At 65.0% G+C, this 15,143-nt stretch carries 15 protein-coding genes; 8 read left to right on the top strand and 7 right to left on the bottom strand.

What is annotated here, in order from left to right:
* Positions 1-144 precede the first annotated feature (144 nt).
* Positions 145-1,467, bottom strand: coding sequence for a hypothetical protein (locus AB0N03_RS23195; RefSeq protein ID WP_364375254.1), 1,323 nt, complete (start codon positions 1,465-1,467; stop codon positions 145-147).
* 114 nt (positions 1,468-1,581) lie between these two features.
* On the opposite strand from AB0N03_RS23195, the gene AB0N03_RS23190 reads away from it, so the two are divergent.
* Positions 1,582-2,340: a DUF5677 domain-containing protein gene (locus AB0N03_RS23190; RefSeq protein ID WP_364375251.1), complete on the top strand. Its 759-nt coding sequence runs from the start codon at positions 1,582-1,584 to the stop codon at positions 2,338-2,340.
* 1,125 nt (positions 2,341-3,465) lie between these two features.
* Here the strand turns inward: AB0N03_RS23190 and AB0N03_RS23185 are convergent.
* From AB0N03_RS23185 to AB0N03_RS23170, 4 genes are all read right to left on the bottom strand, one after another.
* Complete coding sequence (locus AB0N03_RS23185; protein ID WP_364375248.1) at positions 3,466-4,059, bottom strand: hypothetical protein; 594 nt, start codon at positions 4,057-4,059, stop codon at positions 3,466-3,468.
* Between the two features lie 110 nt (positions 4,060-4,169).
* On the bottom strand, positions 4,170-4,733 hold the full coding sequence (locus AB0N03_RS23180) for a hypothetical protein (RefSeq protein WP_364375245.1): 564 nt from the start codon (positions 4,731-4,733) through the stop codon (positions 4,170-4,172).
* Positions 4,734-4,848: 115 nt separating this feature from the next.
* Positions 4,849-6,402 (bottom strand): recombinase family protein, encoded by a 1,554-nt coding sequence (locus AB0N03_RS23175; RefSeq protein ID WP_364375242.1) that lies wholly within the window; start codon positions 6,400-6,402, stop codon positions 4,849-4,851.
* Positions 6,403-6,453: 51 nt separating this feature from the next.
* Positions 6,454-7,356 carry an SMP-30/gluconolactonase/LRE family protein gene (locus AB0N03_RS23170; RefSeq protein ID WP_364375239.1) on the bottom strand — a complete coding sequence of 301 codons (903 nt, stop codon included), beginning with the start codon at positions 7,354-7,356 and terminating at the stop codon, positions 6,454-6,456.
* Between the two features lie 62 nt (positions 7,357-7,418).
* Here AB0N03_RS23170 and AB0N03_RS23165 point away from each other — a divergent pair, with 62 nt between their 5' ends.
* The 3 genes from AB0N03_RS23165 to AB0N03_RS23155 all read left to right on the top strand — a co-directional run bounded on the left by AB0N03_RS23165 (position 7,419) and on the right by AB0N03_RS23155 (position 9,525).
* Positions 7,419-7,865 (top strand): Lrp/AsnC family transcriptional regulator, encoded by a 447-nt coding sequence (locus AB0N03_RS23165; protein WP_364375236.1) that lies wholly within the window; start codon positions 7,419-7,421, stop codon positions 7,863-7,865.
* 89 nt (positions 7,866-7,954) lie between these two features.
* On the top strand, positions 7,955-8,278 hold the full coding sequence (locus tag AB0N03_RS23160; protein WP_364375233.1) for a PadR family transcriptional regulator: 324 nt from the start codon (positions 7,955-7,957) through the stop codon (positions 8,276-8,278).
* The gene (locus tag AB0N03_RS23155; RefSeq protein WP_364375230.1) at positions 8,275-9,525 is read left to right on the top strand and encodes a hypothetical protein; all 1,251 of its coding nucleotides are present in this window, start codon (positions 8,275-8,277) and stop codon (positions 9,523-9,525) included. The genes AB0N03_RS23160 and AB0N03_RS23155 overlap by 4 nt, the downstream gene beginning before the upstream one ends.
* Before the next feature lie 92 nt (positions 9,526-9,617).
* Here the strand turns inward: AB0N03_RS23155 and AB0N03_RS23150 are convergent, their stop codons facing one another.
* On the bottom strand, positions 9,618-10,142 hold the full coding sequence (locus AB0N03_RS23150; protein WP_364375227.1) for a general stress protein: 525 nt from the start codon (positions 10,140-10,142) through the stop codon (positions 9,618-9,620).
* Positions 10,143-10,712: 570 nt separating this feature from the next.
* Here AB0N03_RS23150 and AB0N03_RS23145 point away from each other — a divergent pair.
* From AB0N03_RS23145 to AB0N03_RS23130, 4 genes are read left to right on the top strand one after another with little or no spacing between them, the layout of a single operon-like run.
* Positions 10,713-12,059: a glutamine synthetase family protein gene (locus AB0N03_RS23145; protein WP_364375354.1), complete on the top strand. Its 1,347-nt coding sequence runs from the start codon at positions 10,713-10,715 to the stop codon at positions 12,057-12,059.
* Positions 12,040-12,750, top strand: coding sequence for a gamma-glutamyl-gamma-aminobutyrate hydrolase family protein (locus AB0N03_RS23140; protein ID WP_364375224.1), 711 nt, complete (start codon positions 12,040-12,042; stop codon positions 12,748-12,750). Before AB0N03_RS23145 ends, AB0N03_RS23140 begins: the two co-directional genes overlap by 20 nt.
* Positions 12,747-14,114 (top strand): aldehyde dehydrogenase family protein, encoded by a 1,368-nt coding sequence (locus AB0N03_RS23135; protein WP_364375221.1) that lies wholly within the window; start codon positions 12,747-12,749, stop codon positions 14,112-14,114. Before AB0N03_RS23140 ends, AB0N03_RS23135 begins: the two co-directional genes overlap by 4 nt.
* Entirely contained in the window at positions 14,114-14,881 is a 768-nt protein-coding gene (locus AB0N03_RS23130) for a 3-oxoacyl-ACP reductase (RefSeq protein WP_364375218.1), read from the top strand. The genes AB0N03_RS23135 and AB0N03_RS23130 overlap by 1 nt, the downstream gene beginning before the upstream one ends.
* Here AB0N03_RS23130 and AB0N03_RS23125 read toward each other — a convergent pair.
* Positions 14,878-15,075, bottom strand: a complete 198-nt coding sequence (locus AB0N03_RS23125; RefSeq protein WP_364375215.1) for a hypothetical protein — start codon at positions 15,073-15,075, stop codon at positions 14,878-14,880. The two genes, AB0N03_RS23130 and AB0N03_RS23125, sit on opposite strands and share 4 nt — an antisense overlap.
* Positions 15,076-15,143 lie beyond the last annotated feature (68 nt).

Below are 15,143 nucleotides of genomic sequence, written 5' to 3'. Positions count from 1 at the left end.
ACACGCAATGCAATTGAGATCGGCAATCCACCCAGCTGGACAGCGATAGAATCGGCAAAGCCGGAACACGGCGGCGACAACTAACGCACCTTACAGAAGCGAAAGCGTCAAGCATTCGACGCCGTAGCCCGGAAGGTGCCCACCTTACAGGTTATTGACGTATTCCCTTACTGCGGTTCCGTAGTTGTGAATACGGTGACTTGACCAGTATTTTTCGCGCATATCTGCACTTTGCGCCACCTCCACAAGCAGCTCCGACGCCAGAAGTCTGCGACCAACATTGGCCAGCATGCGGATCTCGCCGTAGTCCGGCTGAAACTTCGGCTCATGCTTCAACAAATTGTAGACCGCCCAGAACCTGTCTGCCCATTTTTCCGCATCGCCAACCCACGCGAAAAATGGTGATCCGGCAAGCATGGCGGTGGCTAAAGATGGATACTTTTCTTTTGCCCATTCCGCGCCGGGGACGCGGGCGTGAGACGCCTTCCAGTACTCCATAGCTGCCGCAATCTCAAGCAGTGAAACTTCCGCAGACGTATCTCCATTTCGATAGCGGTCTACAACAGGCTTTACGGCGCGTGAATGCTCCTCAAATAGCGTGAACCACCGAGACAAGCCTTCAAGTCCACCAAGGTCAGCCAAGTCAAAATAAGGTGACTCATTGTTTGATTTCGAAACTCTCGCCGTTTTTGGAACCCTCATGAGCCAGCGATCCCACAGCTTGCGACTAGGATCACTACCGTCATTCTGAGAAATAACCGCCCGACCGCCGTCGGCCACGATAAAACGATCGTATGCCAGGTTAATCAAGTCCTGAACCCTAATTAGGGGATACAAGAGCTTCCATATATCGTCAGATACATCGCTTACACACCCCAGACTCACGGGGCAGTAGATACTCCTACGGTCCACTGGTCCGTCAACCGACCAGTAAGCGGCCATCATAAAAGACTTTCCTTCAGACATCTGCATGGTTTCTTCCGGCATGCTGGCTACCTTCAGACTGAAGCTCTCTAGGCGGCCGTCCGGCTTACGCTCATAGCTTTCTTCGGAAACCTCAACACCACTCCATTCGCGGATGCCGGGAAAGAACGCCTCGATTCTATTGATCTTAACGCCCTGGACATCCTCAATCGGCACACCAAAGACAGCTGAGCGACAGCGATATTTTCGGACCGATGCGCGATTTCCCCCCATATTCATAGAACCACCCGCATCGGATATATTCAACAGCAACAATGAGGTGCTTTTCGTGGAACACACGAGTGCATATGGCGATTCCGTGGCATCCACCCTGGCACCCATTGTTGCCATTGGATTCTCATCGAGAGTGTCGACTAACAGGAATCCATCACCGTCTAGCTGTATATAGCCGCGTTGCGGGTCAGACTCAAGATATTCACCTGCCTCGTTAAGAGGCCAGAAGAACCCAATGCACCCCGAAAATATCTCATCTGTATCTGCCATAGCTCCCGCAACAGAGGGTAGGACCATCAACGATCCACACATGGTAGCAGGACGACACCCCCTTGCAGCGTTCCATCGCGACATCATCGACAGGAGACAGGTAGGGTAAACCTCATGCAGAACAAACGATCTCTCGAAGAAATAATCGAGTCCTTGTATGCACTTCACGAATCAATCCCGAAAATCCAGGTAGATGAGTCAACCAGGCGCACTGCGATTATGGCCCATGGCTGGTACATGTCTTTAATTCGCACATCGAAAGCCGTGCTTGCCCTAGATAAACTTGGCTTTGGCCACGAAGCTGCACCCATGCGGCGGTCCATGCTAGAACATGCACTCGGAATTGTATGGCTCTCCGTCGCCGGCGAAGACGCGGTAAACAGTATAATCAAAGCTTATCAAGATGTAACATTCAAAAAGATCAAAGAAAGTATCCAGGGAACTTCCGAGACTGAACTATTGCAACTCGTCCGCGAGTACGTGCCTTTCGACGTTGCACCGTCAAGTGAAGGAAGCTACCTCCACTTCAAACATCTTTGCGAACGCTTTGGCGTTCATAGACTTTACATCGCTTGGCTCCGCAACACGTCGTTGAGTCACGCGTCATTCTCTAGCGCGGTTGCATACGTCGATTCCGTCGACGGAAGTTTGATTCTACTGCGCGAACCAAACTTGAGTGAGCCACCCGATTCACTGAGCTCATCAAACGAAATTGCCGCCCTGCTTCTTTTGGCCACTAATGCATTTAGCGATCTACTAGTCAACAAGCCTTGGAAAAGTCAGATTACACAAATCGAACAGGAACTCTCTAACATCGTAGGCTTCAAACTTGATACCCATGACACGACACAGTCGGACGACCGGAAGAAGTGAGCTACCTTTAGCAACAGAGCGCGCCCCACCTCCAGACGTAAGTGGGGCGCGCTCTGCGTGGTCACTTCTGAAATCGTCGCCCATGGATCAGTGAGTCACACACTGCGCTGATCTTGGCAGCCACCTCGCCGACGTCGACGTCGACGTCGTCAACGACAATCCACAGCGCGCCGTCTGGCCCCGCCGTGAGCCTCACCGAGGGACCGTCGGGCTTGGACGTTCCCGAACCATCTACGGGCCGCTCAACTCCTCGGACGGCGGTGCCCTGCTTGGCGCGCCGGGATCCGGTCGGTGCCAGACCTATCCCCGTCCGACGCAGCCGTCTCGCTCGCTCCTCCATCATGGGTCGGACGACCGTCCTCTGTGTTGCGCTGATGGTCATGGTCGCTGCCTTTCGCGTGCTGCCGCGTGGTCGCCTGTGGTGCCTGTGCAGGGTGGTTGGGCAAAGGGGCCGGTCACCTCCCCTCGTCCGGCTGGCGGGGAGCTGGAGAGGGAGACGCACCTGACCCGGAATCACCCGAGTTTTCGGCCCGGCTTCGGGGCTTGGCCGGCGACGGCTCCCCCCGACTCCCCGAGCCATCTTCTCGCTGGTCAGCGGGGGAGACGACTCCGCGGAGTCGGCGGGGAGAACTCCCCCGTCCCCGTCTCCTCCCCGCTCGGATCCCCGGTATCCTGGCGGGTGAGCGCGACCGTGACGTCAGTCGCGCGCACGGTCATCACGCCGTGAGACTTGCGCGCGGTCAGGCTGTGATCGGCCAGTAGCGCATGTGCCTGACTGCCCGGCCGCGATCCGCGCGATGGCGGCAGAGGTCACGGCGGCGGGTGACTACGTGAACAACCTCTAGCTCTCCGGGCAGGCGTCCCGACCCAACCCGGACGGCACGTTGTCGGTGGACGCGTGCCACCTGGATTTCAGCGGAATGACCGACGACACGCCGCACGCGAACCCCGGGCCGCAGATCGGGTGGTTGACGCTCGCGCAGCAACGGGGGCAAGGGAACCTGATCGTCGGCTACCGCTCATGCTGAGCTGACCCGAGTCCCCGCCGTACGTACAAACGACAGCAGTGACTTACCAAGGTGATGAGCTACTGCTGTCGATTAGGTCGTTAATCAACATGGCCTCTCACGTGGCAGGGTTCGCACTAGAATTTGCCATAGACCGGATTCGCTCCTTGTTCTCGTCCATCACTTTTTTCAGTTCTCTATGATGCGCATGTGTCGCACGTATTTTGAACGGAGGAATCAATAGCAACCCTCTCACGAGGACCATCATGAGAAATAATTCTGAATATTGACTTCGGAGGAGTTTTCGTGCGACACCCGCTATCGCGTCGCGATTTTCCTTTATCTCCGTTATGCGCTCACCGCTTTCGATCGTTTCCAGCGTTACGATCAGGGTCGAGCGAACAGAATAAATCGCGTCGTGACAGACCCTGCGAGTCTTGCCGGGGCAGCGAATCCTGGCTATCAACGCCAAATGATTTGTACATGTATCGATATCCTCGCGAAGTTGAATCTGACTCGGCCCATTGATGGCGGCCGAGCTGGTGATATGCGAAGCACTTATATCAAGACTGACAACAAGATCGCGCTTATCCCGCGCTGCCGAGACAATTCGATCCTTTCGCACCTCAAGATAGGGTCGAAGCAGCACGTCCATTACCAAGGTAATTGTTGCGGCAGTTATAGCGCTGATGATCGCCGCTTGCACGTTCACTGATTTACACTCCGAATCTACCGTTCGCCCAGGTTGATCCGCTCGCCGTCGCCTACTCTTGCCCAGCTTGGGCTACTGCGATGCGGGACGATGAGCGCGCACGAGGAGCACTATCCTCGTCTATAGCTAGACTTCTTCGCGTTGAAATCTTTTCCTTCTGAACCCAGATCTCTTCGCATGAGGTGCAGCAGTTTCCCATGCTTGTCTACATCAATCGCCTCGTGCCACATCTCGTCTGCGCGCACTTCATTTCTCGAATGAAATACGTGATTCACCATCTTGAGAAATGTAAGAATGTTGCTGGATATTTCTTCGAGCACGTCTGCAACTTCCACCGATGCGATTAGTGTCGCCGAAACGCTCAGTTCGGGGATCTTCCGAGATGTCTGAATGAGGGCAGTTATCGCGTTTTCCTGGTCCTCGGAAAGTTCAACAACGGCGACCATGTCGTGGATCGCGTGCAGGCTCCTGAAAATCTCTAAGTAGAGCTCTTGACGTGCGTCATAGAGTAATTTTCTACGTTCGAGATCAGATTTGTGTTCGATCTCAAGATTCAGCCGTTCGTCGGTCTTCCTGCTTGTATGACGAGCCACTAACCATGATGTGACAAGCGTAAGCGCGCCCGTGAGCGCAACCGAGGTCAGGGTAAACCACCAAGGTGTATTATTTGGCACAGCTAGTTTCTCCTCGGCTAGGCGACGAAGAAACCTAACAATAGCTGAGGAAGGGGCCGCTGGCTGCTGAAAACGTACTACTCGCCCGTAAGGACTCGCACCTTGCTGGATGTTGTCAGGAGGAAGCCGTGGGGCGGCCCGTAGTGGGCTGGTAAGGCTCGACACGGACGCGCTTCGGGTTAAAGGTGCGGAACCCGGTCCGGTCGGACGGATCAACGTAGAGGGTGTCCCGGCCGAGTGCGTCAGTGAGCATGGCGCGTTGCTCGCCGATGTCGGCGGCGTCCCACTTCTCGGCCGCTTCCTCACGGCTCATCGCCTCTGTGGGGCCTTCCGGGTTTCCCCCAGTCAACTCCTCCCGCTCGGCCTCCAACCGCGCCAGATCGGCGATCAGCGGCTCGTTTGCGCGGTCGAACGCCTTATCGGTCATCTTCCGCGCGCCCCACTTCGCCGCGATCGCTTCTTGCCGCGCCTCGCATTCGGCGATTTCCCGATCGACCGCAGCGAGCCGATCGGAGATCCGCGCCCGGACGGCCTTGATCGCCGCCGCATGGGTCTTGTCCGACATTCGGGCGATCACCATTCCTCGGATCTCCCGGTCCACCGACCGCAGGTCCGCAGCGACCTTTCCGCACCCGCCGCGTGCCTTCGTGCACGCGTACTGCCGCCGCCGGGTCCCGTCCGGGTACTCCCCGACGTGCGGACGCCCGGACAGCTTCTTGCCGCACCCCGGGCACGTCGCGATACCCGACCCGACGTAGGACAGCCCCGGCCGCCGCCCCCGCGTCCGCCCGGCAAACAACGCGCGCAACCGCTCAAACTCGCCCGGATCGACGATCGGGTCGCCCGGCATGTGCCCGACGATCTCGCCGTCGTGCTCGATCAACCCCGCATTGCGCGGCCGCAACAGCAGCGCTTTGACCTTCGCCGGTACCCACTCGCCCCCGGTGGTCGTGCGCAACCCGGCCGCGTTCCACTCGGCGCACAACTGGCGCTGTGACACCCCGGCCAGCACCGCCGACGTTCCCGCGCGCAACGCGGCCCGCTCCCGCTCCACCAGCGCCGCCGGAACCTGCGCCCGGGTGTCCCTGCCGTCCTCATCCAACGCCGCTTCCCGGGAGACGGTCCGGTCCAGACCGGGAAACCCGAACGTGCGTCCCTGGTGGTGCGGAATGCCCTTCCGCCGCAGCACGTCGAACCGACGGGAGATCCGCTGCGACGCCTCATCGGAGTTGCGCTGATTGTGCGCCACTTCCTGCCGCAACTGGAACCGGTCGTTGTAGTCCGACAGGTCATACCGACCGTGCGACGACGCGACCGTGAACGAGTCGAACCCCTCGATCAGCTTGAACATGTCCTCAAGATCGGGCGACTGCCGCCACCCCCGGTCTGTATTCCACAGCACCACCCCGTCACACGCGCGCGCGGCGACGCGTTTCATGATCCGTTCCCAGCCGGGGCGGTGCACCTTCGGGTTCCAGGCCGAGAGCTTCGGGTCGGAGATCTCCTCACCCAGCACGCCGCCCAACCGCGTGATCACGTCGCGGTTGTCGGCGTGCTGAGTCTCGCACTTCTCCAGCTTCCCCGCCTGGTTGCGGGACAGCCGCGCGTAGGAGTCCAAGATTGGCTGTCGGCCGTCCTGACCTGCGTTAACCTGGTGTGAGTGAGCCATACGACCACGGTAGGTCGTCAGGTGACGGTTGGCTAGAACACTGTTTCCCGCTCACGACGGGTAGCGAGCCCCGTTGACCGTCACCCGCAGCGTGTACAGCGAACTCGACGCCGTGATGAACAGCTCGTTCCCCCTCGCACCCCCGAACGTGAAGTTCGAGCAGATCTCCGGCACCCGCAGCTTCCCGATCCGCGTCCCGTCGGCCGCGAAGCAGTGCAACCCGTCGTGCGCCGCCGCCCAGACCTGGCCTTCGCTGTCCACCCGGACTCCGTCGAACACGCCGTTGTCGCACGTCCCGAACACCGACCCGCCGGTCAGGGTCCCGCCGGAGCCCACCTCGAACACCCGGAGGTGGCTGGGCTTCTGCCGCGTGTCCACTATGTACAGCAGCGACTCGTCGGCTGAGAACGCCAGCCCGTTCGGCCGGGAGAAGTCGTCCGCGACGATCCGCACCTCACCCGAAGGCGACACCCGGTACACGTGGCACGCCCCGATCTCGCTCTCCGCCTTGTACCCCTCGTAGTCGCTGTCGATGCCGTAACTCGGGTCGGTGAACCAGATCGACCCGTCCGAGTGCTCGACGACGTCGTTCGGGCTGTTGAACCGCTTGCCCTCGAACTCCGACGCCAGCACGGTGATCGTGCCGTCGTGCTCGGTGCGCGTCACCCGGCGGCGGCCCTGCTCGCAGCTCACCAGCCGGCCGGCGCGGTCGACCGTGTGCCCGTTCGAGTAGCCGGCGGGCTGGCGGAACACGCCGACCTCGCCGGTCGTCTCGTCCCAGCGCAGCGTGCGGTCGTTCGGGATGTCGCTGAACACCAGGTAGCGCCCGGCCGGGAAGTACGCCGGCCCCTCGGTCCAGCGGCAGCCGGTGTGCAGGCGCTGCATCCACTCGTCGCCGTTGACGCGGGCGAAGCGTTCGTCCAGCACCTCGAAGTCCGTCTTCACCAGATCCATCGACCACTCCTAAATGAGATTCTGCGATAAGCATGGATTGCCGAACCTGATATGGTCAAGCCGTGGATGACGTGGATCGCATGTTGCTCGCTCACCTGCAGCTGGACGCGACGCAGGCGTACGCCGCCCTCGGCAAAGCCGTCGGTCTCTCCGCGGGCGCGGCCCACGAGCGCGTCCGCAAGCTGCGCGAGCAGGGCGTGATCCGCCGGACCACCGTGGACGTCGACCCGGCCGCGGTCGGTCGCGGGGTCGCGGCGTTCGTCCTCGTCGAGGCGAACGCCTGGATGGGGAACGAGCCGGTGCGCGCGGCCCTCGAAGCCCTGCCCGAGGTGGTGGAGGCCCACGTCATCGCGGGGCCCGCGTCGCTACTGGTCAAGGTGCGCACGCCGACGACCGAAGAGCTCCAGGCGTCGCTGCGCCGGCTGTTCGCGATCGACGGCGTCACCGGCACGCAGACGATCGTCATCCTCGAGTCCTTCTTCGAACGCCCGGTGGACCCGACCGCCTGAAAGAGGCCCGACACGCCCGTCTGGCCCTCCGCCGTGCGCACTACTGTGCAATGCGTGGTACCTTTCCAAGCGTAAGACTGGAGGGTGCAGTGGAGATCAGTCAGCTGCTCAAAGGGGTGCTCGATCTGGCCGTGCTCGCGGTGCTCCGCGGGGAAGACGGCTACGGGTACGACGTCCTGCGAAGACTCAGAGGCGCCGGCCTGAACGAGGTGGGGGACGCGTCGGTGTACGGGACGTTGCGCAGGCTCTACAAGGCCGGCCTGCTCACCTCGTACGTGGTGCCCAGCGAAGAGGGGCCGCACCGCAAGTACTACAGCCTGAACGAGCCGGGCCGGCTCCGCTTGGCGGAGTCGGGCAAGACCTGGCAGAGCTTCGCATCGACGATGAACGTGCTTTTGGGAGAGGCAGCATGAGCGACAAGCCGACCGCCGTGCGGGTGTACCTGGCGCGGGTCCGCACCGCGCTCGCCGACCTGCCCGCGAGCGAGATCGAAGAGATCCTCGAAGACGTCCGCCCGCACCTGGCCGAGCTGGAGGCCGAGCTGGGGGAGGGGGCCCGCGTCGAGGCCCTGATCGAGCGGCTCGGCACGCCCGAAAGCTACGCCGCCGAGCTGCGCGCGTCCGGCGGGTACCCGCCGGCGGCCGAAGGCGCGACGCAGGTGCTCGCCACGACCAAGAACCCGAGCCTCGCGAAGCCGCGGATCGCGTTCTGGGGCCTGGTGCTCTGCGCGGTGGCGCTCGCGCTGTTCGCGTTCGCCGCCGCGGTGAGCGTCCAACCGGACGCGCTCCTGGGCGCGGGGCTCTTCCTGCCGGTGTTCCTCATCAGCCTGTTCCTGCTGCTGCGCGGCGGGATCGAGCCGGTGCTGGCGCTGCCGGAAGTGGCGTGGTTGCGGCAGACGCTGAACAAGGGACGTCAGCAGGAGGACTCCGGGAAGGCGCTGAGCTACCTCGCTTCGCTCAAGCCGGCGTGGTGGATCGTCTGCGCCGTCGTGCTGATCGCCTTCGGGCTGCTGCTCATGCTGCGTTCGCGCGGCGCCGTGCTGCTGCTGCCGTTCCTGCTCGTCGCGGGCGGCGCGGCCGTCTGGGCGGGCCCGCGGCTGCAGCGCGACCGGCGGCTGCTGTGGGTGGCCGTGCCGATCTCGGCGTTCGTCATCGGCGGCATCCTCGGCGGCTTCGGCGCCGCGGTCGACCTGATCTCGAACCGGAACTCCTATTCGAGCTCGCCGTCGTACTACGCGACGTCGGACCGCTACGGCAACGACCAGCTGACCTACGGCAGCCACGAGATCGAGAACGTCTACGCCTTCGACGCCGAGGGCAAGCCGCTCACGGAGGTCTACCTCTACGACGAACAGGGCCGGCCGATCACGCTCACCCGCTACGGCTGCGAGCGGTCGAGCGGGAGCAAGGAGAAGATCGGCGAGGACAACCGGTTCCCGCGGCCGAAGATCGAGCAGGGCGTCACCGACGACCAGGGCAACTACAACGGCTACAACGGGTACCGCTCGGCCTGCCGCGAGGACGCGGGAGTGCCGTTCAGCGCGGCGATCCCGAAGGTGACCGTGCCGCCGACGACGTCGGGAACACCGACGGCAACGACGACGCCCGCGCCCACGACGACACCGGCGACCACGCCGCCGCCGACGACGCCGACCAGGTAGAAGCCAGCAGGAGCGGAGGTCGGGGCCGCTCCTGACGCGACGAAGGCCGCCTCCGGAGAACGATCCGGGGGCGGCCTTCGACTTTCAGCGCGTCAGTGGCCGAACGCGCTGCGGGCCGCGAGGTCCGCCAGTAGTGCGCGGCCCTTCTCGGCGTTGCGGGGCTGGGACAGGACGTCGTAGCGGCGCGCCACCAGCTGGCTCTGGGAGATGAACCCGCGCTTGTTGCGGTTGGCCGCGTAGCCCAGGGCGCCGAACAGCAGGTTGAACCCGAGCCCGGCGACCAGGCCGATCACGATCGGGACCAGGCCCGCGCCCGGGTTGAGCAGGCTGAGCACCAACCCGAGGAACAGACCGAACATCGCGCCGGACGTCGCCGCGCTGCCCAGCACCTTGCCCCAGGACATCTTGCCCGCGATCCGCTCGACGAGCATCGGCTCGACACCGACGATCGTGACGTCGGTGACCGGGAACTCCGCGCCCGCGAGGTGGTCGACCGCGCGCTGTGCCTGCTCGTAGGACTCGTAGGAACCGATCGGCCAGCCGGTGGGCAGGGTGGGCAGCCGGGGCCGCGCCTGCTGCTGTCCGATCGTGCTCTGCTGCGTGAATGCTGTGGTCATCGATCTCACCTCTCTGCCCCGTACAACGTGGGAGTACCCCGGATTCCTCCCGCCGCGCCGAATTCACAGGCTCTTCTCAGCCGGGCAAACCGCGCAATCCGCCGCGCCGGACCCGGGTGGGTGGGGCGGCTCGCCGATCATGCGTGCCAGGCGGGCCCGGAGGCTACCGCGGACGTGCGCGACCGGGTCGCCGACCTGACGTGAACGACTCTGTCACGTCATCCGGCGACAGGCCCCGGCAAAGTCGCGTTCGCCGGGTCGGGATGTCATGAAAGGGTCGTTCATGACGTCCGGCGCCAGGAAAGGGTCGTTCATGACGTCGCCACCCTGCCAAACGTCGCGAATGACTCATTCGGGACCTCCGGCGCCCCCAATGACCCATTCGCGACACCCGACCCCGCGCGCGGCCGTGACTTTGCCGGGCCCTGACGTCCCCGCCGCGAACCGCCGATCCAATGGCTCAAGAAAATACCTTTGTTCCGGTTGACCGGTCGGACCTCACCGGGTAGGAAGAAGCCGCAAAGGATTCGCATCAAACCTTTGGGGCGGCTGATGGCACGCAGACGAGGCATGCTCACGCTGGACGAGCTCCGGGCGCGCGTGGACGCGGGCACGATCGACACCGTGCTCGTCGCGCTCACGGACATGCAGGGCCGGCTCCAGGGCAAGCGCTGCTCGGCGGAGTACTTCCTGGACGAGGTCGTCGGCCACGCCACCGAGGCGTGCAACTACCTCCTCGCCGTGGACGTCGACATGAACACCGTCGACGGCTACGCGCTCTCGTCGTGGGAGAGCGGCTACGGCGACTTCGTGCTGCGGCCCGACCTCGAAACCCTGCGCGAGATCCCGTGGCACGAGGGCACCGCGCTGGTCCTGGCCGACGTCGAGTGCGTGCAAGGCGGGCCGGTCGCCGTCTCGCCGCGCCAGATCCTGCGCCGGCAGCTCGACCGCCTCGCCGAGCGCGGGCTCGCCGCCTACGTCGGGACCGAGCTGGAGTTCATCGTCTTCGACGACACCTACGAAGCCGCGTGGGACAAGCGCTACCACGGCCTCAAGCCCGCCAACCAGTACAACGTCGACTACTCGATGCTCGGCACCGCGCGGCTGGAGCCGCTGCTGCGCCGCATCCGCAACGACATGGCCGGCGCCGGGCTGTACCCGGAGTCCGCCAAGGGCGAGTGCAACCCCGGCCAGCAGGAGATCGCCTTCCGCTTCACGGACGCGCTGAGCACCTGCGACAACCACAGCGTCTACAAGAACGGCGCCAAGGAGATCGCGTCGCAGGAGGGCAAGAGCCTCACGTTCATGGCGAAGTACAACGAGCGCGAGGGCAACTCCTGCCACATCCACATCAGCCTGCGCTCGACCGAGGGCCGCGCCGTCATGGCGGGCGACCACGACCACGGCTTCTCGACGCTCATGGAGCAGTTCCTCGCCGGCCAGCTCGCCGCGTTGCACGAGCTGACGTACTTCCTCGCGCCGAACGTCAACTCCTACAAGCGGTTCGTACCCGGCAGCTTCGCGCCGACCGCGATCGCGTGGGGCACCGACAACCGCACCTGCGCGCTGCGCGTCGTCGGCCACGGCGAGTCGCTGCGCGTCGAGAACCGCGTGCCGGGCGGGGACGTCAACCCGTACCTGGCCGTCGCCGCGCTGATCGCGGCCGGCCTGCACGGCATCGAAAACGAGCTGGAGCTGGAAGAACCCTTCGTCGGCAACGCCTACCAGTCCGACCGGGGCACCGTGCCGACCACGCTGCCGGAAGCCGCCGCGGCCCTCGCGGGCAGTGAGCTGGCGCGCGAAGCGTTCGGCGAGGAGGGCGTCGAGCACTACCTGAACGCGGCGAAGATCGAGGTCGACGCCTACAACGCCGCCGTCACCGACTGGGAGCGGGTCCGTGGCTTCGAGCGCCTTTAAGCCCGTCATCGGCCTCACCAGCTACCTGGAACCCGCGAAGTTCCTGGTCTGGGAGACCGAAGCCGTGCTGCTGCACCGGGTCTACGTCGACTGCGTCGTCGCGGCGGGCGGCATCCCGGTGCTGCTGCCCCCGGTGTCGGACGCGTACGACAAGCTCGTGTCTACTGTGGACGGACTGGTGTTGACCGGCGGCGCCGACGTCGAACCGGAGCGGTACGGCCAGGAGCCGCACCCCGCGACCTACACCCGGCCGAACCGGGACGCCTTCGAGTTCGGCCTGTTCGAAGCCGCGCGCAAGGCGGGCAAGCCGGTGCTCGGCGTGTGCCGCGGCCTGCAGGTGATGAGCGTCGCGCTCGGCGGCACGCTCACTCAACACCTGCCGGAGGCGAAGGAATCCACCGAGCACCAGCCCGCGCCGGCGACGTTCGGCCGGGGCACCGTCACGCTGGCCGAGGGCAGCCGGGCGGCGGCGATCCTGGGCTCCGAGACAAAGACCCTGTGCTACCACCACCAGGCGATCGACCGGCTCGGCACCGGCTTGGAGCCGGTCGGCTGGGCCGCCGACGGCACGATCGAGGCCGCCGAGGTGCCCGGTGAGTTCACCCTGGGCGTCCAGTGGCACCCCGAGCAGGACAGCGACGACGTGCGGCTCTTCGCGGCCCTCGTCGACGCGAGCAAGGAGAGGACATGACCACCAGTTTCGACGTCCGGAACCCGGCCACCGAGCAGGTGGTGCGGACGGTCCCGCTGACCAGCGCGGAGGAGACCGACGCGGCGATCGCCCGCGCGCGGGCGGCGTTCCCGGCGTGGCGCGACGTCACCCCCGGCGACCGCGCGCGGCTCCTGCGCCGCTTCGCCGACGCCGTCGAGGCCGACATCGAGAACCTCGCGCGGCTCGAGGTCGCCAACTCCGGCCACACGATCGGCAACGCCCGCTGGGAGGCGGGCAACGTCCGTGACGTCCTCAACTACTACTCCGCCGCCCCGGAACGCCTGATCGGGCAGCAGATCCCGGTGCCGGGCGGGGTCAACATCACCTTCCACGAACCGCTCGGCGTGGTCGGCGTGATCGTGCCGTGGAACTTCCCGATGCCGATCGCCGGCTGGGGGTTCGCGCCCGCGCTCGCCGCCGGGAACACCGTGGTCCTCAAGCCCGCCGAGCTGACGCCGCTGACCGCGGTCCGGCTGGGCGAGCTGGCGCGCGAGGCAGGCATCCCGGAGGACGTCTTCCAGGTGCTGCCCGGCAAGGGATCCGCGGTGGGGCAACGGTTCGTCGACCATCCCGGCGTGCGGAAGGTCGTCTTCACCGGCTCGACCGAGGTCGGCAAGCAGATCATGGCCGGCTGCGCGGCGCAGGTGAAGCGCGTGACGCTGGAGCTGGGCGGCAAGAACGCGAACATCGTCTTCGCCGACTCCGACCTGGAGAAGGCCGCGGCGACCGCGCCCTACGGCGTCTTCGACAACGCGGGCCAGGACTGCTGCGCGCGATCGCTGATCCTGGTGCAGGCGAGCGCGTACGACCGGTTCATGGAGCTCCTGGAGCCCGCGGTGCACGGCGTCGTCGTCGGCGACCCCGGCGACGAGAAGACCGAGATGGGCCCGCTGATCTCGGCCGCCCACCGCGAGAAGGTGGCCTCCTACGTGCCGGACGACGCCCCGGTCGCGTTCCGCGGCAGCGCGCCGTCGGGCCCCGGCTACTGGTTCCCGCCGACCGTCCTCACCCCGCCCGACCTGCGGCACCCGGCCGTGGCGGACGAGGTCTTCGGCCCGGTCGTCGCCGTCGTGCCGTTCGCCGAGGAGGCCGACGCGATCCGCATGGCCAACGCGACCGAGTACGGCCTGTCCGGGTCGATCTGGACCCGTGACGCCGGCCGCGCGTTCCGGGTCGCGCGCGGCGTCGAAGCCGGCAACCTGTCGGTGAACTCGCACTCTTCGGTGCGCTACTGGACGCCGTTCGGCGGGTTCAAGCAGTCCGGCCTCGGCCGCGAGCTGGGCCCCGACGCCGCGGCGGCGTTCACTGAAACCAAGAACGTCTTTCTCAGCACGGAGGAGTAATGGTCCAGCGTTTCGAAGGCCGCGTCGCGGTCATCACCGGCGGCGCGAGCGGCATCGGCCTCGCCTCGGCCCGCCGCCTGGCGAGCGAAGGCGCGAAGGTCGTCATCGCGGACCTGACGCCGGCCGAGGGCAAGGCGGTCGCCGACGAGATCGGCGGCGCCTTCATCCAGACCGACGTCACCGACGCCGAGCAGGTCGAGAACCTGTTCCACAGCACGGTCGAGCAGTTCGGCTCGGTCGACGTCGCGTTCAACAACGCCGGCATCTCACCCCCGGAAGACGACTCGATCCTCACCACCGGCATCGACGCGTGGGAGCGGGTCCAGCGCGTCAACCTGACGTCGGTGTTCCACTGCTGCAAGGCCGTCCTGCCGCACATGCAGCGCCAGGGCCGCGGTTCGATCATCAACACGGCGTCGTTCGTCGCGGTGATGGGCGCGGCGACGTCGCAGATCTCCTACACCGCGTCCAAGGGCGGGGTGCTCGCGATGAGCCGCGAGCTGGGCATCCAGTTCGCGCGGGAGAACATCCGCGTCAACGCGCTGTGCCCGGGGCCGGTGAACACGCCGCTGCTCAAGGAGCTGTTCGCGAAGGACCCGGAACGCGCGGCGCGGCGGCTGGTGCACGTGCCGGTCGGCCGGTTCGCCGAGCCGTCGGAGATCGCGGCCGCGGTCGCGTTCCTGGCCAGCGACGACGCCAGCTTCATCACGGCGTCGCAGTTCCTGGTCGACGGCGGCATCTCCGGCGCGTACGTCACCCCGCTCTAACGCTTGGTCGGTTTCTTGACGCCGTAGACCTCCCGAAGGTAGCTCCAGGCGGCGTTGAGCTTCTTGCGCTCCTCGGAGACGAGCTTTTCGCGGCGCCGCAGCACGCGGACGGCGATCTCGGAGGCGAGGAAGGCGCCGGCGGCGAAGGTCAGTACGCCGACGATCAGGGTGAGGGCGACGACGGTGGTGGTCATGGTGACCAGCGTCGATGCCGGGTGGGCGATTCGTCCCTGCGCAAAGCTAGCGGGTTTCGTTAGTTTTG

This window comes from Amycolatopsis sp. NPDC051061 (assembly GCF_040682935.1).
Lineage (GTDB): Bacteria > Actinomycetota > Actinomycetes > Mycobacteriales > Pseudonocardiaceae > Amycolatopsis.
The sequence above is the reverse complement of the archived record's forward strand: the minus strand, read 5'-3'. Positions and strand labels throughout refer to the sequence as shown.

Coding starts and splice junctions, on each gene's coding strand:
- AB0N03_RS23195 (WP_364375254.1), bottom strand. CDS start 1,467: ATGGCAGATACAGATGAGATATTTTCGGGGTGCATTGGGTTCTTCTGG.
- AB0N03_RS23190 (WP_364375251.1), top strand. CDS start 1,582: ATGCAGAACAAACGATCTCTCGAAGAAATAATCGAGTCCTTGTATGCA.
- AB0N03_RS23175 (WP_364375242.1), bottom strand. CDS start 6,402: ATGGCTCACTCACACCAGGTTAACGCAGGTCAGGACGGCCGACAGCCA.
- AB0N03_RS23170 (WP_364375239.1), bottom strand. CDS start 7,356: ATGGATCTGGTGAAGACGGACTTCGAGGTGCTGGACGAACGCTTCGCC.
- AB0N03_RS23155 (WP_364375230.1), top strand. CDS start 8,275: ATGAGCGACAAGCCGACCGCCGTGCGGGTGTACCTGGCGCGGGTCCGC.
- AB0N03_RS23150 (WP_364375227.1), bottom strand. CDS start 10,142: ATGACCACAGCATTCACGCAGCAGAGCACGATCGGACAGCAGCAGGCG.
- AB0N03_RS23145 (WP_364375354.1), top strand. CDS start 10,713: ATGCTCACGCTGGACGAGCTCCGGGCGCGCGTGGACGCGGGCACGATC.
- AB0N03_RS23135 (WP_364375221.1), top strand. CDS start 12,747: ATGACCACCAGTTTCGACGTCCGGAACCCGGCCACCGAGCAGGTGGTG.
- AB0N03_RS23130 (WP_364375218.1), top strand. CDS start 14,114: ATGGTCCAGCGTTTCGAAGGCCGCGTCGCGGTCATCACCGGCGGCGCG.
- AB0N03_RS23125 (WP_364375215.1), bottom strand. CDS start 15,075: ATGACCACCACCGTCGTCGCCCTCACCCTGATCGTCGGCGTACTGACC.